Annotated in this window: 26 protein-coding genes and 1 other RNA gene; 16 read left to right on the top strand and 11 right to left on the bottom strand. The window is 45.3% G+C overall.

Going from position 1 to position 23,102, the window contains the following annotated elements; translation table 11 throughout:
* Positions 1–40 precede the first annotated feature (40 nt).
* The gene (locus tag JK130_RS00260) at positions 41–739 is read left to right on the top strand and encodes a pirin family protein (protein ID WP_218352199.1); all 699 of its coding nucleotides are present in this window, start codon (positions 41–43) and stop codon (positions 737–739) included.
* Between the two features lie 130 nt (positions 740–869).
* On the opposite strand, the gene rnpB is transcribed toward JK130_RS00260, so the two are convergent.
* From rnpB to zapE, 3 genes are all read right to left on the bottom strand, one after another.
* Positions 870–1,224: RNase P RNA component class A (rnpB, locus tag JK130_RS00265), an RNA gene on the bottom strand.
* Positions 1,225–1,738: 514 nt separating this feature from the next.
* Complete coding sequence (locus JK130_RS00270; protein WP_218352200.1) at positions 1,739–2,461, bottom strand: YebC/PmpR family DNA-binding transcriptional regulator; 723 nt, start codon at positions 2,459–2,461, stop codon at positions 1,739–1,741.
* Positions 2,462–2,565: 104 nt separating this feature from the next.
* Positions 2,566–3,672, bottom strand: a complete 1,107-nt coding sequence (gene zapE / locus JK130_RS00275; protein WP_218352201.1) for a cell division protein ZapE — start codon at positions 3,670–3,672, stop codon at positions 2,566–2,568.
* A gap of 358 nt (positions 3,673–4,030) precedes the next feature.
* On the opposite strand from zapE, the gene JK130_RS00280 reads away from it, so the two are divergent.
* The 3 genes from JK130_RS00280 (at position 4,031) to JK130_RS00290 (ending at position 7,189) form a co-directional block, all read left to right on the top strand.
* Positions 4,031–4,474, top strand: a complete 444-nt coding sequence (locus tag JK130_RS00280; RefSeq protein ID WP_218352202.1) for a ZapG family protein — start codon at positions 4,031–4,033, stop codon at positions 4,472–4,474.
* Positions 4,475–4,547: 73 nt separating this feature from the next.
* Positions 4,548–5,912, top strand: coding sequence for a DegQ family serine endoprotease (locus JK130_RS00285; RefSeq protein ID WP_218352203.1), 1,365 nt, complete (start codon positions 4,548–4,550; stop codon positions 5,910–5,912).
* A gap of 212 nt (positions 5,913–6,124) precedes the next feature.
* Positions 6,125–7,189, top strand: a complete 1,065-nt coding sequence (locus tag JK130_RS00290) for a trypsin-like peptidase domain-containing protein (RefSeq protein ID WP_218352204.1) — start codon at positions 6,125–6,127, stop codon at positions 7,187–7,189.
* 110 nt (positions 7,190–7,299) lie between these two features.
* On the opposite strand, the gene JK130_RS00295 is transcribed toward JK130_RS00290, so the two are convergent.
* The 8 genes from JK130_RS00295 to JK130_RS00330 form a co-directional block, all read right to left on the bottom strand.
* Positions 7,300–7,530: a hypothetical protein gene (locus tag JK130_RS00295; protein WP_218352205.1), complete on the bottom strand. Its 231-nt coding sequence runs from the start codon at positions 7,528–7,530 to the stop codon at positions 7,300–7,302.
* A gap of 533 nt (positions 7,531–8,063) precedes the next feature.
* Complete coding sequence (gene murA, locus JK130_RS00300; protein ID WP_218352206.1) at positions 8,064–9,323, bottom strand: UDP-N-acetylglucosamine 1-carboxyvinyltransferase; 1,260 nt, start codon at positions 9,321–9,323, stop codon at positions 8,064–8,066.
* Between the two features lie 14 nt (positions 9,324–9,337).
* Positions 9,338–9,595, bottom strand: coding sequence for a BolA family protein (locus JK130_RS00305; protein ID WP_218352207.1), 258 nt, complete (start codon positions 9,593–9,595; stop codon positions 9,338–9,340).
* 31 nt (positions 9,596–9,626) lie between these two features.
* Positions 9,627–9,935 (bottom strand): STAS domain-containing protein, encoded by a 309-nt coding sequence (locus JK130_RS00310; protein ID WP_218352208.1) that lies wholly within the window; start codon positions 9,933–9,935, stop codon positions 9,627–9,629.
* Positions 9,932–10,591 carry an MlaC/ttg2D family ABC transporter substrate-binding protein gene (locus tag JK130_RS00315; protein ID WP_218352209.1) on the bottom strand — a complete coding sequence of 220 codons (660 nt, stop codon included), beginning with the start codon at positions 10,589–10,591 and terminating at the stop codon, positions 9,932–9,934. The genes JK130_RS00310 and JK130_RS00315 overlap by 4 nt, the downstream gene beginning before the upstream one ends.
* A gap of 44 nt (positions 10,592–10,635) precedes the next feature.
* Complete coding sequence (gene mlaD / locus JK130_RS00320) at positions 10,636–11,109, bottom strand: outer membrane lipid asymmetry maintenance protein MlaD (protein ID WP_218352210.1); 474 nt, start codon at positions 11,107–11,109, stop codon at positions 10,636–10,638.
* Between the two features lie 9 nt (positions 11,110–11,118).
* On the bottom strand, positions 11,119–11,895 hold the full coding sequence (mlaE, locus tag JK130_RS00325) for a lipid asymmetry maintenance ABC transporter permease subunit MlaE (protein ID WP_218352211.1): 777 nt from the start codon (positions 11,893–11,895) through the stop codon (positions 11,119–11,121).
* A complete protein-coding gene (locus JK130_RS00330) occupies positions 11,892–12,692 on the bottom strand; it encodes an ATP-binding cassette domain-containing protein (protein ID WP_218352212.1) in 801 nt (266 codons plus the stop codon). Before JK130_RS00330 ends, mlaE begins: the two co-directional genes overlap by 4 nt.
* A 662-nt stretch (positions 12,693–13,354) precedes the next feature.
* On the opposite strand from JK130_RS00330, the gene JK130_RS00335 reads away from it, so the two are divergent.
* The 12 genes from JK130_RS00335 (at position 13,355) to mgtE (ending at position 22,652) form a co-directional block, all read left to right on the top strand.
* Positions 13,355–14,311 carry a calcium/sodium antiporter gene (locus JK130_RS00335; protein ID WP_218352213.1) on the top strand — a complete coding sequence of 319 codons (957 nt, stop codon included), beginning with the start codon at positions 13,355–13,357 and terminating at the stop codon, positions 14,309–14,311.
* Positions 14,312–14,322: 11 nt separating this feature from the next.
* Positions 14,323–15,291 carry a KpsF/GutQ family sugar-phosphate isomerase gene (locus tag JK130_RS00340; RefSeq protein ID WP_218352214.1) on the top strand — a complete coding sequence of 323 codons (969 nt, stop codon included), beginning with the start codon at positions 14,323–14,325 and terminating at the stop codon, positions 15,289–15,291.
* A complete protein-coding gene (gene kdsC / locus JK130_RS00345) occupies positions 15,291–15,845 on the top strand; it encodes a 3-deoxy-manno-octulosonate-8-phosphatase KdsC (RefSeq protein WP_218352215.1) in 555 nt (184 codons plus the stop codon). Before JK130_RS00340 ends, kdsC begins: the two co-directional genes overlap by 1 nt.
* Positions 15,842–16,405 carry an LPS export ABC transporter periplasmic protein LptC gene (lptC, locus tag JK130_RS00350; protein ID WP_343210965.1) on the top strand — a complete coding sequence of 188 codons (564 nt, stop codon included), beginning with the start codon at positions 15,842–15,844 and terminating at the stop codon, positions 16,403–16,405. The genes kdsC and lptC overlap by 4 nt, the downstream gene beginning before the upstream one ends.
* The gene (gene lptA, locus JK130_RS00355; RefSeq protein WP_218352216.1) at positions 16,374–16,958 is read left to right on the top strand and encodes a lipopolysaccharide transport periplasmic protein LptA; all 585 of its coding nucleotides are present in this window, start codon (positions 16,374–16,376) and stop codon (positions 16,956–16,958) included. The genes lptC and lptA overlap by 32 nt, the downstream gene beginning before the upstream one ends.
* 2 nt (positions 16,959–16,960) lie before the next feature.
* Positions 16,961–17,686, top strand: a complete 726-nt coding sequence (lptB, locus tag JK130_RS00360) for an LPS export ABC transporter ATP-binding protein (protein WP_218352217.1) — start codon at positions 16,961–16,963, stop codon at positions 17,684–17,686.
* A 77-nt stretch (positions 17,687–17,763) separates the two neighbouring features.
* Positions 17,764–19,248 carry an RNA polymerase factor sigma-54 gene (locus JK130_RS00365; protein WP_218352218.1) on the top strand — a complete coding sequence of 495 codons (1,485 nt, stop codon included), beginning with the start codon at positions 17,764–17,766 and terminating at the stop codon, positions 19,246–19,248.
* Positions 19,249–19,279: 31 nt separating this feature from the next.
* Entirely contained in the window at positions 19,280–19,567 is a 288-nt protein-coding gene (hpf, locus tag JK130_RS00370; RefSeq protein ID WP_218352219.1) for a ribosome hibernation promoting factor, read from the top strand.
* Positions 19,568–19,576: 9 nt separating this feature from the next.
* Positions 19,577–20,020 carry a PTS IIA-like nitrogen regulatory protein PtsN gene (gene ptsN, locus JK130_RS00375; protein WP_218352220.1) on the top strand — a complete coding sequence of 148 codons (444 nt, stop codon included), beginning with the start codon at positions 19,577–19,579 and terminating at the stop codon, positions 20,018–20,020.
* A 36-nt stretch (positions 20,021–20,056) separates the two neighbouring features.
* A complete protein-coding gene (gene rapZ, locus JK130_RS00380; protein WP_218352221.1) occupies positions 20,057–20,905 on the top strand; it encodes an RNase adapter RapZ in 849 nt (282 codons plus the stop codon).
* Entirely contained in the window at positions 20,902–21,174 is a 273-nt protein-coding gene (locus JK130_RS00385) for an HPr family phosphocarrier protein (RefSeq protein ID WP_218352222.1), read from the top strand. The genes rapZ and JK130_RS00385 overlap by 4 nt, the downstream gene beginning before the upstream one ends.
* A 119-nt stretch (positions 21,175–21,293) precedes the next feature.
* Positions 21,294–22,652 carry a magnesium transporter gene (gene mgtE / locus JK130_RS00390; protein WP_218352223.1) on the top strand — a complete coding sequence of 453 codons (1,359 nt, stop codon included), beginning with the start codon at positions 21,294–21,296 and terminating at the stop codon, positions 22,650–22,652.
* Positions 22,653–23,102: the final 450 nt, after the last annotated feature.

A 23,102-nucleotide genomic window follows, 5' to 3' on the forward strand; every position in this document is an offset into this window, starting at 1 on the left:
AACGATAGACTTCTTTCTACACCGTATCAGGGGAAAGTTTATGAATTACATTCGACGCGCAGCCGAACGGGGCAAAGCAAATTTTGGGTGGCTTGACAGTAAACACAGCTTTTCGTTTGGGCATTATTACGACCCGCAGCATATGGGGGTTTCTGTACTTCGGGTTATTAACGACGACACAGTAGCGCCTGGCCACGGGTTTGAACAGCACGGGCATAAAGATATGGAGATTATTTCGTATGTTACCCAGGGCGCCTTAAAACATCAGGACAGCACTGGTAATAATTATGTGGTTCCTGCCGGCGATATACAAAGAATGAGCGCCGGTCGCGGAGTTTTACACTCCGAATACAACGCCTCTGACACCGAAGAGGTTAAGTTTCTTCAAATTTGGATAATGCCTGAAAAAAAAGGCATCGCCCCAGACTATGAACAAAAGAGTATTACTCAAACTGAAACGTTGACGCCCTTGGTGAATCCACAAGGTACACAAGGAGCGTTATCGATTAATCAGCAAGCGAGTATTTTTCGACTGGTATTGAATAAAGATGAAGCATTCACATTGTCGCCTCAAGAGCAGGCGGGTTACTTACACATTATTAAGGGCCGGTTAAGCGTTAAAGATCGCACCTTTGATGTGGGTGATGCATTTAGTATTGAGGCTTGTGAAGACCAGCAGATTAGCTCTCTTAGTGATAACTTCGAAGCGCTTTGGTTTACCTTACCCGCATCGCGTTAATAGTGGTGTATGCCAAGAGCCCTGGAGGCCTGGAAGATTTTCTTTTGATGAGTATATCTTTTACCGGTCGAAACGTCGCTACATCGGCACGTTTGTCACCCTTCGGCCATTGGTAAAAAGCAGATTAAAAGTACGGAGTCAGCCGATAAGCCGGGTTCTGTCTAAGGCAACCATTCCTCTAGGCCAGCAATTGCTCACTGGCTCAAGCAACCTACCCGATCCCCATGTGGGCCACACGTTATGGGATCCTATTTGGTCTTGCTCCGGGTGGAGTTTACCGTGCCACGAACTGTTGCCAGACGCGCGGTGCGCTCTTACCGCACCCTTTCACCCTTACCGGCACTTACGTGCTTAGGCGGTATACTCTCTGCTGCACTGGTCGTCGGCTCGCGCCGCCCAGACGTTATCTGGCACCCTGCCCTATGGAGCCCGGACTTTCCTCCCCCTTCTAACAAGTAGAAGGCGGCGATTGCCTGGCCAACTCCGCGAGCGGATTCTACCGCAAGCGATCGTTGATTGCGACATTCTTGCGTTAAAATTGCCGCATTTCGCACAACCTACCAAAACCGAAGTTTCACTGAGGCTTATGCAGTTTAGTATTTTCAGTTAAATCTGGGTATTGGCAACAAATAAGTGTGGGTGTCCATAATTAAAAAAGAGATATTGTGACTGTCCGTTTTGAAGCTTCTGAGGTGGGTGTCCAAAAATAAAAGAGATATTGTGACTGTCCGTTTTGAAACTACCGAGGTGGGTGTCCATAATTAAAAAAAGAGATATCGTGACTGTCCGATTTGAAGCTACCGAGGTGGGTGTCCATAAACAAACGAGATATTGTGACTGTCCATTTTGAAACTACCGAGGTGGGTGTCCACAAAGGTGTGAACGTTTAATACTGGCTATTGAGCCGGCGTCTATTTTTTCTGTTTCCCAAATTAAAAAACAAAAAAAGCCCACTACAAGTGGGCTCAAAATGCGATTTATTTCGTTACTCTCAACACTTTATTCAGGCAATATTGCGTTGTGATAAATATCCTGAACATCGTCACAATCGTTTAGCATGTCCATGAACTTTTCGAACATAGGCAAATCTTCTTCGCTGATTTGTGTTTCTGTTTGAGGAATAAACGTGATTTCTTCGGTATCCAACTCTAAATCGGTGTAAGCCGTATTTAACGCAGTTTTTACATTATTAAACTCAGTATGAGGCGCATAAACTGTAATTTTACCGTCTTCACCTTCTACTTCGGTGACATCAACATCTGCTTCCATAAGCACTTCAAGAACCGCATCTTCATCGTCGCCAACAAACTGAAACACCGCCTGGTGATCGAACATATGAGAAGCGGAGCCCGGGCCGCCAATTTTAGCGCCGGTTTTGGTAAAACAGTTTCGTACATCGGTAATAGTTCGGTTAGCGTTGTCGGTCAAACAGTCAACAATTACCATGCAGTTACCAGGACCAAATCCTTCGTAGCGGGCTGACTCGTAGTTTTCACCCGCACCGCCTGCTGCTTTATCAATGGCTTTGTCGATAACATGACCCGGTACCTGATCTTTTTTGGCTTTGTCCATCAACCGGCGCAATGACAAATTAGTATCCGGATCAGCTCCGCCATTTTTAGCGCAAACATAAATTTCTTTACCGTATTTTGAATACACTTTGGTCTTTGCGCCGGCGGTTTTGGCCATTGCAGCTTTTCTTACTTCAAATGCTCTACCCATTAGACGTTTTCTCTTTATTTGCTATGCCGGTGCGCACCACATCCGGCAACTATCGCTTGTTTTAATTAAGTTTACTGATAAACCGTAAAGCTGGCTAGTGAGCTTTATGGCAGATGTTCAGTGGCCAGATAATCGTGCGACTGCATTTCTTTTAAACGGCTCAGGCATCGTTTAAATTCAAATGACAAACGACCTTCGCCGTACAATTCGTTCATAGGGACTTCGGCCGACATAATCAGCTTAACATGGCGCTCGTAAAATTCGTCAACCATCGCAATAAAGCGCCGGGCAGCATCGTCGTTGTTCTGCCCCATTGCTTTCACATTGGCCACCAATACCGAATGGTAGCACCGACTGATTTCAATATAATCACTATTGCTGCGCGGGCCTTCGCATATTTCCTTAAACTCAATCATCATCACTCCGTCGGCATTGAAACATGTATCAAGCTTTCGATTGTTGATCTCAATGGTTTCGTTCTTTGTGCCTTTTTCAGGGGCCAGTTGCGAAAAATACGATTGAAGGTTCTCGTTAGCGGCAGCGTCCAGCGGATAATGATACAGTTCCGCTTGCTCTAGCGTACGTAGCCGATAATCCACTCCACTATCTACATTAATTACATCGGTGTATTGCTTAATAAGCTCAATGGCGGGAATAAAACGCGCGCGCTGTAAGCCATTTTTATACAAATCATCCGGAATAATATTTGAGGTGGCCACTAACGAAATACCATGCCCAAATAACTCTTCCATCAGCGTACCTAAAATCATTGCGTCGGTAATATCTGAAACAAAAAATTCGTCAAAGCAAATTATCCGTGTTTCTTGCGCCAGTTTGGCGGCAATAATTTTCAGTGGATCTGACTGTTGCTGAAGCTGTCTAAGCTCAGCATGAACCCGATGCATAAACCGATGAAAGTGCACCCGCATTTTTTTTTCAATGGGCAAGCACTCGTAAAAGGTATCAACCAGGTAGGTTTTGCCCCGCCCTACGCCGCCATAAAAATACAAGCCGGTGACAGGCTGCCGGGAATCTTCAGGTTGGCCTAGCCACTTACTGAGCTTGGCTTTAAAGCCTTGTTTTTGCGGTGTAGATGCAGCCAGCAAGTCATCGTACAAACGCTGCAATGCTTTCACCGCATTTTCCTGGGCCGAATCGTGCAAAAACTCAGGGTCAGATAAATCTTCCTGATATTTTTCCCATGGTGTCATGAAAGTTACTTCTCCTGATAAAAAAGCGGCCACTAAATCCCGTTTTTCTTCACTGCATAAGCTTGAAAAGTGAAGCGGGTGAACATAATGTCTGTTTATGAATAAGCATTACGCCACGGATACGTTTTTGAGCGGGGCGGTTAATCACCTATTATACCTTATTCATAGCTGACTTTAAAAAGTTCACATGGCGCTGTCATACTAACCATTATTGTGATTGCTGCATGGCTAACACGCTGGTACAACTGCAAATGTTTACACAAATACCAACTGAACTTGGTATAGTTACCAACAGTATTAATTTTATCGCTGGCTACCTACAAGGGGTAGTGAGCAATTTGTTTTTTCGGAGAACTCAATGGATGTACTAATTCCTGTAGCTTTACTTTTAGTTGGTCTGATTATCGGCTTTTTTGTCGCCCGCTATATGTACACCAAAGACAGCAGCAGCAAAACGGTGAAGCAAGCTGAAAAGAACGTAAAAGAGATTTTGAATCAGCAGGCTGAGCACCATCTTTATCAAACGCGCCAAACTGTTGAAGCCATCGAAGCAAAATGCCATACGTTGCGCTCTCAGGTAGAAGAATACGAAAATTTGTTAAAGCAGGGCAATGAAGAAGACGACTCGGTCCCCTTTTATGGCGAGCAGGCATCTTCATACTTGCGTAATAACATTAAAGGCCGCGAGAAAGCCTCGGTAAAGGCAGTGCACAGCGCTCAGCCAAAAGATTTTGCCAACACCGGTTCAGGCTTGTTCGTCGGTACAATTGAGTCATCTGACGCAGAAAAAGAGAAAAAATAGAACTTTTTATGCATTTTTTGTGTCTTTTTGGGGAATAGATATTTCGCAATTATCATGAGGAGTGTTAGCGAACATGAAAAAGTCTTTTCGACAGGTTGCCCTGGTATCGGCTGTTGTAGCCAGTTCATTAGGTATGAGTGCCACTACACAGGCAGGCTTACCCTTTTTTAGTGACAGCAAGCAAGAGGTGCCTTCACTGGCACCGATGCTAGAAGAAGCAACACCTGCAGTGGTCAGTATTGCAGTAGAAGGCACCCAGACCGCCCGTCGCCAGGTGCCTGAAATGTTTCGTTATTTCTTTAATGCCCCTCAAGAACAGGTACAAGAGCGCCCATTTAAAGGGTTGGGCTCGGGCGTTATTATTGACGCCAAAAAAGGCTATGTGGTGACGAATAACCATGTGGTCGATAACGCTGACGATATTACCGTTAAGCTAAAAGACGGCCGCGAACTCAAAGCCAAAAAGCTGGGCGCTGATGAGAAAAGCGATATTGCCCTGTTAAAAATTGAGCCTGATGAACTCATCGCGTTACCTATTGCCAATTCTGACGAAATTCGGGTGGGTGATTACGCCATTGCTATTGGCAATCCGTTTGGTCTTACCCAAACCGTGACCTCGGGTATTGTCAGTGCCTTGGGGCGTTCTGGACTGAATATTGGCGGCTACGAAGACTTCATTCAAACCGATGCGGCTATTAACCGGGGTAATTCCGGGGGCGCTCTGGTTAACTTACGTGGCGAGCTAATCGGTATTAATACCGCTATCTTTGGGCCTAATGGGGGTAATGTAGGTATTGGTTTTGCTATACCCAGCAATATGATGAAAAGCCTGGTAGATCAAATCGCTGAATACGGCGAAGTGCGTCGCGGATTATTGGGTATTTTAGGCAGCGATGTTGATGCTGGTCTGGCTGATGCGATGGACGCACAGGTTAATAAAGGCGCCTTTATTAGCGAAGTACAGCCCGACACTGCAGCCGCTAAAGCCGGCTTACAGGCAGGTGACATTATTACCGAGGTTAACGGCCGTACTATACGTAGCTTCCGCGAACTGGCCGCGCGCATATCTAGCATGGGGGCCGGCGCTGAAGTTAAACTCACTATTTTGCGCAAAGGCGACACTGAAAAAGTGAATGTGGTACTTGATAACGCGTCTGACACCCAGGTAACTGCGGCTCAAATTCACCCTGCCCTGCTGGGCGCAGAGCTGGCCAGCGGTACTGACGCTTCTGGCACCGAAGGGGTGAAGGTGGTTGAAGTGGAACGTGGCAGCCCTGCTGCGCGAATTGGTCTGCAACCTGAAGATGTTATCGTGGGCGTAAATCGTAATCGTATTACCGGGGTTTCTGAATTCAGAAATGCACTGGAAGAAGCGCAAGGTGTGATTGCCTTAAATGTGAAACGCGGCAGCTCTACCTTGTACTTGCTAATTCGCTAAAATAACTACATCCGCTGAAGCGTGTAAAAGCCACTTTGTGAAGTGGCTTTTTTATTGTCTGAAAAAGCCGAATGCGTGAAATTTCATAGCGAAAGAAACCCGGCTTTATATTCTTTTGGTAATCTTTTTCATCAATGTTATTCTCTATTTCAATAGTAATTTTTTTTGCCTCTCTTGCTGTTTTTTCAGAGGCACAACAATAAGATAACATCGTGGCTGGCAGGAAAATTCTTTCATTCCTTATCAAATCTGTAATATTAGGCGTTTTTGTAGCTGCCTTAATACTTTTTTTAATGCCTAACCTGCGTAATGGTCAGGGTTTATCAACTGACTGGTTTAGCTCACAGTCGGTGTCAGCTTCACGGCACAGCTACAGTCAGGCCATCAGTCGCTCTGCTCCGGCGGTAGTTAATATCTACAGCGTCAGCATAGAAAATGATGTGGGTATCTATCGTAGCCGTCCCCGTGAGCGCACAAGTCTTGGCTCTGGGGTCATCATGACCGAATCGGGTTATATTTTAACGTGCAACCATGTGGTGCAAAACGCTGACAGTATTTTGGTGGCCGTACAGGACGGTCAGATTCTCGATGCGCAAATAGTCGGAACTGACCCTTACACCGACCTGGCCGTGTTAAAGGTTAAAGGCGAAAACCTACATAAAATCCCTCAGTCCGAACAGCCACAGGTCGATGTAGGCGATATGGTAATGGCCATCGGCAATCCATTTGATTTGGGGCAAACAGTTACCCACGGTATTGTCAGTCGGGCCGGCCGCAATGGACTTTCCAATTTTGTCGACTTTATTCAAACCGATGCGGTACTAAATCAGGGGAATTCCGGGGGGGCGCTGGTCGACTCTACCGGCAACCTGGTGGGCATTACGAATGCCAACTTTCAGGTACGCGACTCCCGTAACGGGGTTCGAAATGTCGATGGAATCAACTTTGCTGTACCTTACGAACTTGCCCATCGGGTAATGGACGAAATTATTACTAACGGTAAAGTGGTGCGCGGGCAGCTTGGTTTTATTGGTGGAGAAATTCGCGGGCGCTCTGGCGTAATTATTACCGCTGTAGCAAAACAAAGTCCGGCGGCTGAGGCGGGCTTGCGTCCTAACGACATAATAATGGCTATTAATGGTACCACGCTAGAAAGCTCGGCAAAGACACTGGATATGATTGCAGAAACCCGTCCCGGCACCCAGCTTGATTTACTGATAAGCCGTGACGGAGAAACTATCGATATTACCGTCACTGTTGCCGAACTGGGTAGCTAGCGGATCAAAGGTTGGGACGGTTTTTAGCGTGAAAGACTAGCCGTAAAAACAAGATCGAATCTGACTTGTTCGTACTACGCTACTCTTAGATTCCTTATCAAAGCAATCGACTAAATACTGTTGTCATACTTTGGCCGCGAAGATTGATTCTGCTTTGAGCGCTGCTGAGCGGTTTTTATGTCTGGATTGTTGTTTGCGCCGGCCATTGCGTAGGGCGGCTCACCAATAAACAACATAGTCGTAACCATCATTGCGAACAGTACGGTAGGGATTGAACGCCGTAGTGATAAAAATGGACGTAGCTGACAAATAGTCTGATTCAAACCTAGTTTTCCCTTCATTTGTTTGTTTAACAACCTCTCATTTACATTATTTGTCTTAAAAACCACTGCTAAACTTATACTTTGGCATCCTGCCAAAACTCAACACCTGATTTCATTTTTTGTCATCATGGCAAAAGAGTGACGAAAGTATACTGTATTTTTTCAAAGATGCATCATTTGAATGCAAAACATGAACAATTCGGCTAATTTACAGACAACTTGCAGGGTTTTTATGTTTTAAAAATAAACTCAAAAAACTGCTTTGGTTTATCGCCGCTCTTTAAAGAAGCGCCAATGATAACAAAAATAACGCAAAAAAAGGTATAGAAGTTACGCAAAACTTATACTTTAGTTGACCTGACAAACAGGTCATATCAGACCCGGCAGCTTGCCACACTATTGAGAATAAAGATGACGGCAACGCTCGCTTTTAAAAATCAGGAAGGGACAAATGAAAGACACAGCGATAGACCAGACTGCCGATATTGCCATGATGGCAATGCCACGGCTAAATAAAACAGCGGGCGCCGTAACGACACCCGGTTAGTCCATTATTCTTTTTCGCGGCGGATATCTGCCCCCAGTCCACGAAGTTTTTCTTCGATAGACTCATAACCACGGTCAAGATGATAAATACGCGTAACATGGGTGTCGCCTTCAGCAACAAGCCCGGCAATTACCAGACTGGCAGAGGCGCGTAAATCGGTCGCCATAACAGGCGCTCCTTTCAACGACGAACTCCCCTTAGTTAACGCTGAATTTCCCTCTAGTGCAATCTCAGCACCCATTCGCTGTAATTCTGGAACATGCATAAACCTGTTTTCAAAGATAGTTTCGGTAATAACCCCACTACCTTCGGCAATACAGTTCAGGGTGACAAACTGGGCTTGCATATCGGTTGGAAACGCCGGATGGGGGGCGGTTTTCACCTTAACAGCGACGGGTTTACGACCTTCCATATCCAGCTCAATCCAGTCGTTTCCGCAAGTTATTTTGGCTCCGGCCTGACGTAATTTGTTCAGCACCGCCTCTAAGGTTTCTGGCGCTGCATCTACACAACGAATCTTGCCGCCCGACACCGCCGCGGCAACTAAAAAGGTCCCCGTTTCTATACGATCGGGCAGCACACGGTAATCGCAGCCTTTCAGGTTTTTTTCGCCGTGAATATGAATGGTATCTGATCCAGCGCCGGTTATTTTAACCCCCATACTAATCAAACAATTAGCCAGGTCGACAATTTCTGGCTCACGTGCGGCATTTTCCAGAATAGTCTCGCCTTCAGCCAAGGCTGCGGCCATCATAAGATTTTCTGTGGCCCCCACACTGACCATATCCATAAATATGCGTGCGCCTTTCAAGCGGCCGTCGACCCGAGCGCGAATATACCCCTCGTCTACCTCAATCTTTGCGCCCATTTGTTCCAGCCCGGCTAAATGCAGGTTTACCGGGCGTGCGCCAATAGCGCAACCGCCGGGCAACGAAACATTCGCATTCCCAAAGCGCGCCAATAAAGGCCCCAAAACCAATATAGAAGCCCGCATGGTTTTAACCAGTTCGTACGAAGCTGTAACACTGGTAAGAGCGTCAGCGGTCAGGTGTACGATATTAGGTTCACGCTCAACACTCACGCCCAACTCTTGTAACAAGGCAGTTGTTGTGTTGATGTCGCGCAGGGCGGGGACATTGGTATATCGACAGGGCTGCTCGGTAAGTAATGAGGTCATTAGCAACGGTAATGCGGCGTTTTTCGCGCCTGAAATTTGCACATCGCCGTGCAATGCCGGCGATTTTTTTATAACTAGTTTATCCACAGCTACAGCCTGAATTATTGCGGAATATTAAACTGACGTTCACGCTGCCAGTCTACTTCGCTAAATGTTTTTATAGAGATAGCATGCATGCTGCCATCTGCAATTTTATCTGACAGTGGTGCGTAAATAGCTTGCTGACGCTTTACCCTGCTTAACTGTGCTATTTCATCACTTACCGCAATAATGGTGTAATGAGAGCCGTCCCCTTTAACATAAACTTCAGTTAAATTAAGGGCATCTTTTAAAATGGCTTCGATTTCGGCTACATCCATAAACTTCGTTGCTCTTTTCTAATCAAAAAAATTATTTAACCGGCAAAAGGCGATCGACATCGCTAATTTTAGCCAATTTCATGAGTTTGTCTGGCACATCGGTCAGCGTCACATCGATATTATGTGCTTTAGCATCACGAATAGCATTAATTAACCAGGCTAACCCCGCGCTGTCTACCCGTTCAACATCGGCTAGATCAAAAGTACTGCGCTGGGCTTTTTTCAATTGCTGTCGCTGAGCTTTTGACAATAACGCCCACCAGTTATCGCTAAGCGTATCACGGTCAAGATGACCGTGGATACTGACTACCGACTTTTCACTGACCTGGAATAAACTCACGCTGGTCCCTGTGCCTCTTCCATTTCTTCTTTCATTTCCAGAGGATTGTCGATTTTTTCACGCATAAGCTCAATGACTTTATCAATACTTTGCTGGCGAATGATTGACTCAAATTCGCTGCGTTTGCTGTCTAGCATACTAATACCTTCAGCAACCATATCAAAGGCTTTCCACTCGTTGGTTTTGCTATTTTTACGTACCTTGAATGCAACTTTTATTTCAGGACGACTGGGGTCTTTGATAATGGCACGTACCACTACATAAGTGCTGTCACCCACCTCAGAAGCGGGCTCAAAAATCACTTCCTGATTGTCGTAGTAGCTCATTGCTACCGCATAAGTGGTGATCAAGTATTCACGGAAAACCTGAACAAAGGTAGAAAGCTTGTCTCTTGGCACCGAGGCCGCGTGCTTACCTAATACCTTAAATGCAGCAAACTGATAATCGGTGTAAGGCAGTAACTCTTCTTTCATAATTGTGCGTAACTGCTCAGGATTATCTTCCAGCGTTGACTGGTTATTTTTAATCCGTTCAAAGGTTTTGTTAGCAACCTCTTTAATCATCACATACGGATTTTCTTCACTAACTTGCTGGGCGTTCACAGAACCTGCAACCAGCATAGTGGCAAGTCCTATTAAAGCGATAAATTTCTTCACGTATCTCTCCTAAAAATGTCGAAAACAATCAGGTCTGGGTTAACCTATTCTTCGTCTTTGCCACGGCTAAACAAAAACTGCCCAATTAAATCTTCCAGTACTAAAGCCGACTTTGTGTCCTGCAAGTAATCGCCATCCTGAAGATTGGCAATACCATCAAACGAAAAGCCTGGCTGAAAACCTACGTATTGCTCGCCTAGCAAACCGGATGTCAAAATTGACACCGAGCTGGTTTCCGGAAATTCTTTGTATTTATTTAAAATGCTAAGCTCGACAACAGGGGTATAATCTTTTTTATCTAACGAAATAGAATTAACCCGCCCGATTGTTACACCGCCGACCTTGACCGCCGAACGCTCTTTTAAACCACCAATATTGTCGAATTTTGCATACAGAGTGTAGGTATCACTTTGAGTAGCCATAGTTTGGTTAGCTACCTTTAGCGCCAACAATAGCAAAGCGCCTATGGTCAATAAGACGAAAACCCCAACCATAAGTTCCGCTTTATACTTGTTCATTTTAATCCCCTACTCAATTCCGAACATAAGGGCGGTCAGAATGAAATCCAGCCCCAATACTGCTAATGATGAATAAACCACAGTTTGTGTGGTCGCTTTGCTAATACCTTCTGATGTGGGCGTACAATCATACCCTCTAAAGATGGCTATCCAGGTGACTACTAAGGCAAACACCAGACTTTTTATAATGCCATTACCTATGTCACTACCAAATTCAACCGAAGATTGCATTAGTGACCAGTAACTGCCCGCGTCAACGCCTAACCAGTCAACACCCACCAAATGACCACCTAGAATGCCTACTGAACTAAATATCAATGCAAGCATTGGCATTGAAATAAACCCAGCCCAAAAACGAGGAGCAACCACCCTTCTTAATGGGTCCACCGCCATCATTTCCAAACTGGATAACTGCTCGGTAGCCTTCATCAGACCTATTTCTGCGGTCAGCGCTGAACCAGCGCGACCGGCAAACAGCAAAGCCGTTACCACGGGGCCCAGCTCACGTAGTAAGGACAACGCCACCATGGGCCCCAGGCTGCCTTCGGCGCCATAGTCGACCAAAATGGTATATCCCTGAAGCGCCATCACCATGCCTATAAACAAGCCTGACACAACAATTATTAATAAAGACTGAACCCCAACCACAAACATTTGTTGTAGGGTAAGTGGCACATTTTTTAATCTGGGTATGGCGAAAATAGCCCCGAAAAGCATAACCCCAGCCCGACCAATAGATGCGACCTGACTTATAGCACCTGCGCCTAATGACTGAATTGGATTCATGTCTTTTCTCCAAACAAGGCGTTCTCAAGCTTGTCAGCCGGATAATGAAACGGCACCGGACCGTCTGCTTCGCCTTGCAAAAATTGCTGTACCAATGGCGACTCACTGTTACGAATTTGTTCGGCCGTCCCTTCTCCAATAATTTTTTTGTCCGCCATTATGTAAACATAATCGGCAATTGTCAGAACTTCAGTAACATCATGAGTCACCACGATACTGGTTACACCCAATGCGTCATTGAGTTGCCGAATAAGTTTTACCAGCACGCCCATTGAAATAGGATCTTGCCCAGCAAAAGGCTCATCGTACATGATCAAATCGGGGTCAAGCGCAATAGCCCTTGCTAAGGCGGCGCGTCGCGCCATACCACCAGACAACTCGCTGGGCATCAGGTTTGCAGCACCGCGCAAGCCTACTGCCTGCAATTTTAATGCGACAATAGTATCAATAATATCGCTGTCTAAACGGGTATGCTCTTTAAGTGGAAACGCCACATTTTGATGTACTGTCATGTCGGTAAACAAAGCACCGCTTTGAAACAACATACTCATACGCCGCCGGGTTTTATATAAGGTGCTGCGGTTCATCGATACAATCGATTCGCCTGCAAACCGAATATCACCAGCGTCTGGGGCGAGTTGCCCACCAATTAACCGTAACAAGGTTGTCTTACCTATGCCACTGGGGCCCATAACCGCCGTAATTTTACCTTTAGGCACTTTTAACGAAATGTCATTGTAGATGACCCGGCCGCTACGACTAAACGTCATATTGTCTATATCGACTATATTATCCATACCAATATATCTAAGGAGTCCTTAACAAACGCCTGTTAAGACCACTGTGAAACAGTGATGAACAAGCGAAAAAAATTTACCGAGCATTGAACTTCGATAGTGTACGCGTTTTTCAAATGTCGTCCAAAACGAAATAGTTACAAGGTATGTTCAATATTAGCGATTAGGATGCTAGATATATGCGAATTTTCTGTACCAGGAACTTGCAACTATTTACCAACATTCATCTGTCGGGTTTTGTTAACCGAAATTTATAATGGGTGATACAGCAATGACCGCGCCAATATTAGAAATATTACAAAAGCGCAATGCGATTGTTATTGTAGACTATTTACCGACCGCACTCAGGGCGCGCACTATAATAGAAACTTATTCATTATCAGTCGGTTAGGCTAACTATACGACGAGCCAGTGGTTACGACTGATAATCGGTTAAAAAGTGGCGGGTCAAAAATCAATGTTTTTAATATGTAATACCACCACTGAGTCATATACGCCCGTTCTAAAGATGTCGGTGGGACAGGCATAATCTGTGTAGATGTTGCAGGATTAAATTATCTGAAAAAACAGCATTAGGACCCCCCTTTAAAATAACATAAGCATAGGCAAAAGAAGCAGATTCTGAGACAATCGTCTGAAATTCCCAACTATTAAGATTACGCGTGCTGTTACAGGTTCTTATATTTGTTACTGGTTTATGTGTATTGAGCTGGGGAGCCGACCGTTTTGTGTACGGCGCTTCGGCTCTGGCCAAAAATATCGGTATTTCTCCTATGATGATCGGCCTTACGATTGTGGCCATGGGTTCTTCTGCCCCTGAAATTGTGGTTTCAGCCATTGCATCGGTCAATGGTGCCCCCGACACGGCGGTAGGAAATGCATTAGGATCTAACATCACTAATATTGGACTGGTACTGGCCATTACCGCCCTGGTCAAGCCTCTGGTTGTTTCTTCTACTACCTTGAAGCGCGAAATGCCTGCGCTTATCGTTATTACCCTTATTGCCATGGCTTTTTTATTCAATGGACGTCTGGCGCATATTGAAGGCCTGATTTTGTTCGGTTTGTTCATCTTTGTGCTGGCAGGTATGGCCTGGCTTTCGTTGCACGTTGAAAAGTCAGATCCGCTGATGGCCGAGACCGTAGATGAAATCCCTTCAGACGAAAATACCGGCAAAGCAGTACTTTGGATAGGAGTTGGTTTGGTTCTGCTGCCTTTAAGTGCGCATTTTATTGTAGATTCGGCGGTTTATATTGCAAAGTATTTCGGCCTTAGCGACCTTGTAATCGGTCTGACCATTATTGCACTGGGTACCAGTCTGCCTGAACTGGCTGCCAGTATCGCCGGTGTGATGAAAGGAGAAGACGACCTGGCGCTGGGAAATATTATCGGTTCGAACATTTTTAATTTGCTGGCTGTATTAAGTATGCCGGGCCTGATTGCCCCAGGATTAATTGACCCGGATGTTTACAACCGCGATATGTACGTTATGTTTGGGTTAACTGCCCTACTGTTTTTCTTTAGCTTTAGCATTATTGGTAAAAAACAAATTGGCCGACTAGAAGGCAGTTTGCTTCTGGTTTGTTTTTTAGGGTACCAATTTTGGTTATTTGGGTGAGATAACACACCATGCAGGACACGTTTTTAGCCTCAGCGCGGCGCGTAATCAATATTGAAACCCAGGCAATTGCCGATTTAGAAGGACGACTAAACGACGACTTTGTTCAAGCTTGTACGCAACTATACACGTGTCGTGGCAAAGTAGTGGTCTGCGGCATGGGCAAGTCAGGTCATATTGGCAATAAAATTGCTGCCACACTGGCCAGTACCGGAACGCCGTCTTTTTTCATGCATCCTGGCGAAGCCAACCATGGCGACCTTGGCATGTTGGGTAAAGAAGATGTGCTGCTGGCAATCTCAAATTCGGGCGAAACAGCCGAACTCGTAAACTTACTGCCGGTTGTAAAACGTCTGAATGTACCCATTATTGCGATGACCAATAATCGCCAGAGTAGTCTGGGCCAGCATGCCGACGTAATGTTAGATATCAGTGTAGCAGAAGAAGCCTGCTCATTAGGTTTAGCGCCTACCTCAAGCACCACTGCCACGTTAGTGATGGGCGATGCACTGGCTATCGCTTTATTAGATGCGCGTGGATTTACCTCGGACGATTTCGCCTTATCGCATCCGGGCGGAAGCCTGGGCCGTAAGCTACTTTTAAAAGTAAACGACATTATGCTAAAAGCACCAGACTTGCCCCTGGTGCCCTACACCGCCACTATTACTGAAGCACTATTAGAAATTTCAAGTAAAGGGCTGGGCATGACCGGCATTGTTGATGATTCAGGCCTGTTAGCAGGTGTGTTTACCGACGGCGACTTACGCCGCGTACTGGATAGCAAAGCAGACATACATACCACCGGTATTGCTGAGGTTATGACGCACAATGGCAAAACCATAGGCGCGGACGAATTAGCAGTAGAAGCCCTTAACACAATGGAAGCGTGTAGCATAACTGCACTAATGGTAGTGGATGACAAGCGCCGTCCTATCGGCGCCTTCAATATGCACATGTTGCTTAAAGCAGGAGTTTTATAATGCCCCATACCGTAACGCTGTACGGCATGCTGGAAGAAAAAAGTTTTAATCGTTTAAAGCAGCTTAAGTTGCTGGTGTGCGATGTTGATGGTGTTTTTTCAGATGGCCGAATTTACCTGGGTAATGAGGGCGAAGAGTTAAAAGCATTTCATACCCGCGATGGGTACGGGTTAAAGGCAGTAATAAAAAGTGGCATTGAAGTTGCAGTCATTACTGGCCGAAGCTCCGCAATTGTACAGAATCGTATGCAGGCTTTAGGGGTTCAGCATATTATTCAGGGCGAAGAAAACAAAGCAGAAGCCCTAAAAACGTTATGTGAGAGCCTACAGATTAACTCTACGCAGGTAGCCGCTATTGGCGATGATGTTCCTGATATTGGTATGTATCAATATGCCGACACCAAAATAGCGGTTAAAGACGCCCACCCCCAGGTGTGCGCTGCGGCAAACTGGGTACTAAATAAACCCGGCGGTTTTGGGGCGGTACGCGAACTGTGTGATGTTATTTTACAGGCCCATGGCAAGCTTGACCAAATTCATGGAGCCAGTGTGTGAGTCGACTTGGAATAAGTATCGCGTCGCTGTTTATGCTGGTTTTGCTGGTTTATATGCCCGTATGGATGAGTGATTCAGACAATACCGTTAACTCATCAAAAGACGATGTATTAAAACCTGCTTATACGGCAAAAAATATCACCACCACATTATACGATGACGAAGGCTCATTGAATCATCGGGTATTTGCCGAAACAATGGAGCATTACGATCAGTTGGGGTTTGTTACTTTTGAAAAACCCAAATATACGGTTTATTTAGAACACGGACAGACTCCCTGGCAGGTTACGGCGAATGAAGGTACCTTGTATAACACTAACTTAATTGAACTGGAGTCAGCAGTTAGGGTTCGTAACCTTCAGGAAAACGAATTTGTTCGTAGTATTGAAACCAGTTTTATTAAAATAAATCTGAACGATAAAACGCTCTATTCTGATCAACCTGTGTTAATTCGCGGTTCAGAATTTGTAGTAAACAGTAATGGTATTAAGGGCGACCTTAGTTCACAACAGTATGAGTTGATTGATCATGTTAAAACTACGTTCTCTCCTGGCAACTAGTTTGCTAATGGTGCTGTGCTTTGCTGCACCGGTTTATGCAAGCAGTTCAGATTTTCAAAAACCTATTACAGTAGATGCACGTACTCAGTCTATGGACGGTAAAAATAAGATTACCCGTTTTAAGGGCAATGTACTGATTACGCAGGGTTCCTTAACAATCAAAGCAACCGAAGTTGAAGTTAATGCCAAACAGGGCGAGGGCAAAGAAATTATGATTGCCCGCGGTACACCCGCCCAATATTCGCAAACTATGGACGACGGCAGCAAGGTAACGGCCCAGGCTAACGAGCTTCGTTATGAAGTTAATCAACGCACTATATCGATGCAGGGCAACGCCCAGATTAGCCAAAATAGCAGCATGGTTAGCGGCGATAGCATTACCTATGACATGATGAAAGAACAGCTGATGGCCACCAGTAGTGATAACAGCGATGACAGCCGGGTAACTACCGTTTTTCGACCACAGGCTGTAAAAAAACTAAGCGACGAAACATCAAACGACTCATCTGACAATGGCGCTGAGACCCAAAAAGATGTTGAAGGTAACAAATAAATATGGCAACACTGACCGCCAGTAATCTGGCAAAATCGTATAAATCCCGACAGGTAGTTCTTGATGTAAGCTTGTCGGTATCTACCGGTCAGATTGTAGGTTTATTGGGTCCTAACGGCGCTGGCAAAACAACTACCTTTTACATGATTGTAGGTTTGGTAGCGCTTGATAAAGGCAAAATTACCATTGATGATAATGAACTGACTCATCAACCTATGCATGAGCGGGCACGTCAGGGAATTGGGTATCTGCCGCAAGAGGCGTCTATTTTTCGCAAGCTAACGGTTCACGACAATATTATGGCTATATTGCAAACCCGCAGCGATTTAACCACCCAAAAACGTGAAGAAGAAGCCGACGCCCTACTTGATGAATTTAATATCAACCATATACGTAATAGTACCGGCATGAGTTTGTCGGGGGGCGAAAGGCGTCGGGTTGAAATTGCCCGGGCGTTGGCCGCTAATCCACAGTTTATTCTGTTAGATGAGCCTTTTGCCGGTGTTGATCCAATTTCGGTCAACGATATAAAAAAGATTATTCAACATTTGCGAGACCGGGGTATTGGGATCCTCATTACCGACCATAACGTACGGGAAACCCTGGATGTATGTGAAGAAGCCTACATCGTCAGTCATGGAGAGCTCATCGCGCAAGGCAGTGCGGAGCATGTATTAAGCAACCAGAAAGTGCGTGATGTATACCTTGGTGAACAATTCAAGCTATAGTGGGTATTAGGGACGAACTTATGCCCGGTGATTCACCGATTAAATTACACATGCACCCGAGTTTAAATAAGACGTAGATGAAACCATCTTTACAGCTAAAATTTAGTCAACAGTTAACCATGACCCCGCAATTGCAGCAGGCCATTCGGCTATTGCAATTGTCGACGTTGGATCTGCAACAAGAGATTCAGGAAGCCCTGGACTCTAATCCGCTGCTAGAAGTTGATGAGACTAATGACAACGACGGGGCCGAGAAAAATAACTCTGATAATAACAATGACTCAGACAATCTTGAGGCTTCAGCATCTAACAGCGAGAACATGGACTCAGGTGAAGCACTAGAAAAAAATGATTTGCCAGATGAGTTACCCATCGACAGTACCTGGGATGAGTATTATTCGGCCTCTTCAGGCCCTGCTCCGGGTCCTGGTAGCGATGAAGATCAGGTATTTCAAGGCGAAACCACCGACGATATTCAGGCCCACCTGTTGTGGCAAATGCGTTTGACTCACTTTTCTGAAATTGACCGCGTTATTGCTATGGCCATTATCGACTCTATCGACGAGTCAGGCTATTTAACCGTAACGGTTGAAGATATTTTGCAAAGCGTAAACAGCGAAGATACCGAAGAACCGGTTGAAGAAGATGAAGTCGAGTGCGTATTAAAACGTATCCAGTTCTTTGATCCACTTGGCTCTGGGTCGCGCACACCGCAAGAGTGTTTGTTGGTTCAGTTAAAACAATTTCCACCCGATACGCCGTGGTTAAACGAAGCCCGTGTGCTAATTCAAGACTACGCTGACCTGTTGAGCAGCAAAGACTATCGAACCTTAATGCGTAAAAGTAAGCTTAAGGAAGACCAGCTTCGCGAAGCCATGCGCTTGTTGCAAACGCTGAACCCCAGACCGGGTAGCGCGCTGGTGACTAAAGAGCCCGAGTACGTTATACCAGACGTATCAGTGGCCAAGAAAAACGGTCGATGGTCAGTTGAACTTAACCCTGACAGCTTGCCTAAACTCAGTGTCAACCAACAGTACGCGGCGATGAGCCGACGCGCTCGTAATAGCAGCGATTCACAATTTATTCGTTCGCACATGCAAGAAGCTAAATGGTTTATTAAAAGCCTTGAGTCGCGCAACGACACGCTCTTAAAAGTAGCAAACTGTATTGTTCAGCAACAAATGGGCTTTTTTGAACACGGCCCTGAAATGATGAAGCCAATGGTGCTTAACGATGTTGCTGAAATGGTAGATATGCACGAATCGACCATCTCACGGGTGACAACCCAAAAATACATGCATACGCCGCGTGGAATTTTTGAGCTGAAGTATTTCTTTTCCAGCCATGTTGCCACTGATTCGGGCGGTGAGTGCTCTTCTACCGCCATTCGGGCGTTGATTAAAAAGCTGGTAGCGGCAGAAACACCCAGTAAGCCGCTGAGCGATAGCAAGATTGCAGACCTGTTGGCCGAGCAGGGTATAAAAGTTGCCCGGCGAACAATTGCAAAATATCGGGAATCATTATCGATTCCACCGTCTAACCAACGCAAAAGCCTGATTTAATAAGGCTACCTCACAATAAGGAAGACGAACTATGCAAATCAATCTTACCGGTCATCATGTTGAGATCACTGACTCTTTGCGTACTTATGTCGATACAAAATTTGGTAAGCTGGAACGCCATTTTGATCATATTTCCAATGTTCATGTTATTTTAAATGTTGAAAAAATAACGCAAAAAGCCGAAGCTACGGTTCACTTAAGTGGTGCCGAGGTTTTTGCTTCAGCAGAAGACACCGATATGTATGCAGCCATTGATAGCATGGTAGATAAACTGGATAGGCAGGTTATCAAGCATAAGGAAAAACTAAAAAAACATTAGTCTGTCATTATGGATATACAAGCCATCGTGAGCCTGGACCGCACGAAATGTGCGGTTCAGTGCAATAGCAAAAAACGAATACTGGAAATTATCAGCGGTATCGCTTCAGATAATAACCCTGAAGTTGAAGAAACCGGTGTGCTCACTGCCCTTATGTCTCGTGAAAAGATGGGCAGTACCGGCATTGGTAATGGTATAGCCTTACCACACGGGCGTTTGCCAGGATTAGATCGGGTCATTGCAATTGTAGTGACCAGTTCACCGGCCATCGATTTTGACGCCATTGATAACAAACCTGTAGATATATTTTTTACTCTGCTGGTGCCCGAAGAGCAAACCGAAGGACACCTTCAAACGTTAGCTATGGTAGCAAGTAGATTAAGCAACAAAGAAACCGTAAAAGCCATTCGCCGGGCTAAAACAGGTGATGATATAATCGCCGCATTACAATAACACTCTTCGCTTACGCGTATATCTGGGAGCTGCGTTTTGAAGCTTATTATTATTAGCGGAAGGTCGGGGTCGGGTAAGTCGGTTGCGTTGCGCGCGTTAGAAGATCTTGGTTATTATTGTGTTGATAATATCCCGGTGAACCTGCTGCCAGCCCTTACCCACTCAGTATCCGAGCAATTTGATCAGGTTGCGGTTAGCATTGATGTACGAAACCTGCCGAAGGATCCTACCGAACTGGTAGAGATTCTCGATTACTTACCCGAGTCCTGGTCAATGACTATCGTTTATATTGACGCCAGTGACGATATTCTGGTTAAACGGTTTAGTGAAACACGTCGGTTGCACCCCCTTGCACGACTAAAAAAATCGTTAGCTGAAGCCATTCATACTGAACGAGAATTGCTGGCACCTATCGCCGAGCGGGCCGATTTGTACATTGATACCGACTCGTTATCTGTACACCAATTAGCCGAGCTTATTCGTGAACGAATATTGGGCAAAAAAAGCTCTCGTCTGGTATTGGTCTTTGAATCATTCGGATTTAAACATGGTATTCCCAAAGATGCAGATTATGTCTTTGATGCCCGTTTTTTACCCAATCCACATTGGGAGCCTGACTTAAAGCACTTAAATGGTCTGGATGGCCCGGTAGAGGTATTTTTGGGTTCGCAACCGATTGTGACTAAGTTTGTATGGCAAATTCAAAATCTTATTACCACCTGGCTACCCCATTTGGAACGCAACAACAGAAGCTATGTAACCGTAGCTATCGGCTGTACCGGTGGTCAGCATCGCTCGGTTTTTGTTTCAGAAACCCTGGCTAAAACGTTTCGTGACCTTCATCCTGATGTTCAGATACGCCACCGGGAGCTTAATAAAGAATGATGGTAGAAAAACAACTTACCATAGTTAATAAACTAGGCCTGCATGCCAGGGCAGCCACGCAGCTGGTGCAATTGGCCAATCAGTTTGATGCGCAAATTACACTTATAAAAGAAGATAAAACGGCAGATGCAAACAGCGTTTTAGGGTTAATGATGTTAGAAAGTCATCAGGGTGAACAGGTTAAAGTCGTCAGTGAAGGGCCTGATGCAGAAGCGGCTATGGACGCTATTGAAACCCTAATCGCCGGGCGCTTCAACGAAGCTGAATAATCTCTGGCCACCTTTATGTAATAGTAAAGTAATCGCGTTTTTCCTCGCAGCATACAATTTTAAATTTGTTGAGTTTGCTGCCTTGTTTCATACCCTGGTTGGGTCTATAGGTTAAGTTTGTGGCAGAAGCACTTGAATCAAAATTCGCTCAAAGTCAGCTACGTACGCTAAATGCGGCACTGGCGAACGGTCGATTTGTATCTGTTCGAAAAATGCTACACGAATTCCCCCCTTCAGACGTAGCCCTAATCCTTGAATCAAGCCCCACCAAAACCCGTGATGAGCTATGGGAGCTTATTGATGGAGACTCGCACGGGGATGTGCTTGAAGAGCTGTCTGAGGATGTGAGAAACGGCATTATTTCCAAGATGATTCCGCGAAATGTTGCCGATGCTCTTGAAGAAATGGACACCGATGATCTGGCAGAGACGTTAAGTAGTCTGCCAGATGAAGTACTGCATGATATTTTGCAGTCAATGGATACTCAGGACCGACACCGTGCTGAGCAAGCGTTGTCTTATGGTGAGGAAACCGCTGGCTTCATCATGAACACCGATACCATTGCTTTGCGTCCTGATGTGTCGGTCGATGTAGTGCTTCGGTATATTCGTGTTAAAGGCAACCTTCCTGAGAATACAGACACTTTTTATGTGGTAAATCGCACTGACAATCTGGTGGGCTCGGTGCCCGTTGCGCGTTTACTGACCGCCACGCCCGAAGATAAAATAATAGAAATCATGGACGAAGAAATTCAGGCTATTCCGGTGAATATGCCTGACGATGAGGTAGCCAGTTTATTCGAACGCTATAATTGGTTGTCTGCTCCGGTGGTTGATGACAATTATCGGTTGGTCGGCCGTATCACCATCGATGATGTGGTGGATATTATTCGCGAAGACGCCGAACACTCAATGATGAGTATGGCCGGTCTTGATGATGAAGAAGATACCTTTGCTCCGGTATGGAAAAGTACGCAGCGGCGTTCAGTATGGCTGGGCGTTAACCTGGTAACCGCCCTGCTCGCCGCAATGGTCAGCGATCTTTTCGAGGCAACCTTAAGTCAGCTGGCAGTATTGGCAATATTAAATACCATCGTTCCGAGTATGGGCGGTGTGGCCGGTAACCAAACATTGACCTTGGTTATTCGGGGGATGGCATTAGGCCATGTGAATCCAAGCAGTTCTCGATGGCTAATTAGCAAAGAAATTGCCATCGGCTTTTTAAATGGTCTGATTTGGGCGGTACTCATTGCCACTGTTATCGCTTTGTGGAAGCAAAATATTACGTTGGGTTTCATCATTGCGTTTGCCATGATGATAAATATGGTGGCCGCCGCGTTGGCTGGTGCCACACTACCTATCATAATGAAAAAACTTAAAATAGATCCCGCCCTGGCAGGCAGTGTTATTTTAACAACCATTACCGACGTCGTGGGTATATTTGCTTTTCTTGGCACCGCTACTTTGTTCCTGGTGTAATGCTACGGTAGCGGTATTAATTGTTTTTACAGCAAGCAAGAGCAGCGCTAAAGCAGGTTAAGGCACCGCTTGGTAACCAGGCGGCGAACGTAACTATATCCCTGCTAAACCTTCCTCGGTTGTATCGTTCTTGCTGTCGATCCTACCTTACGTCTTTATTACAGGGCTTGGGTATTTCTTGAGAATAACTGCGCCACAATTCATTATTGCTGGTTATGCGTATAAGGAAAATAATAGCTTTTGAATACGCCAGGTCTTATAACCCCTCCCCTCTGATTTCTTATTCTTCTGATTTCTTATTCTTCTGATTTTTAACTCCTAAAAGCTTATAAATTTTCGGCCTTTTGTGATGGATTTTCTACTGTTTAATTTTTTGTGGGTGTCCTACGGTTTAGTAAAAAGTGGGTGTCCTATTAAATTCGCTCAACTAAATTCAAACTGAATGACTAG

This window comes from Alteromonas lipotrueiana (genome assembly GCF_019249245.1).
GTDB classification, from domain to species: domain Bacteria; phylum Pseudomonadota; class Gammaproteobacteria; order Enterobacterales; family Alteromonadaceae; genus Alteromonas; species Alteromonas lipotrueiana.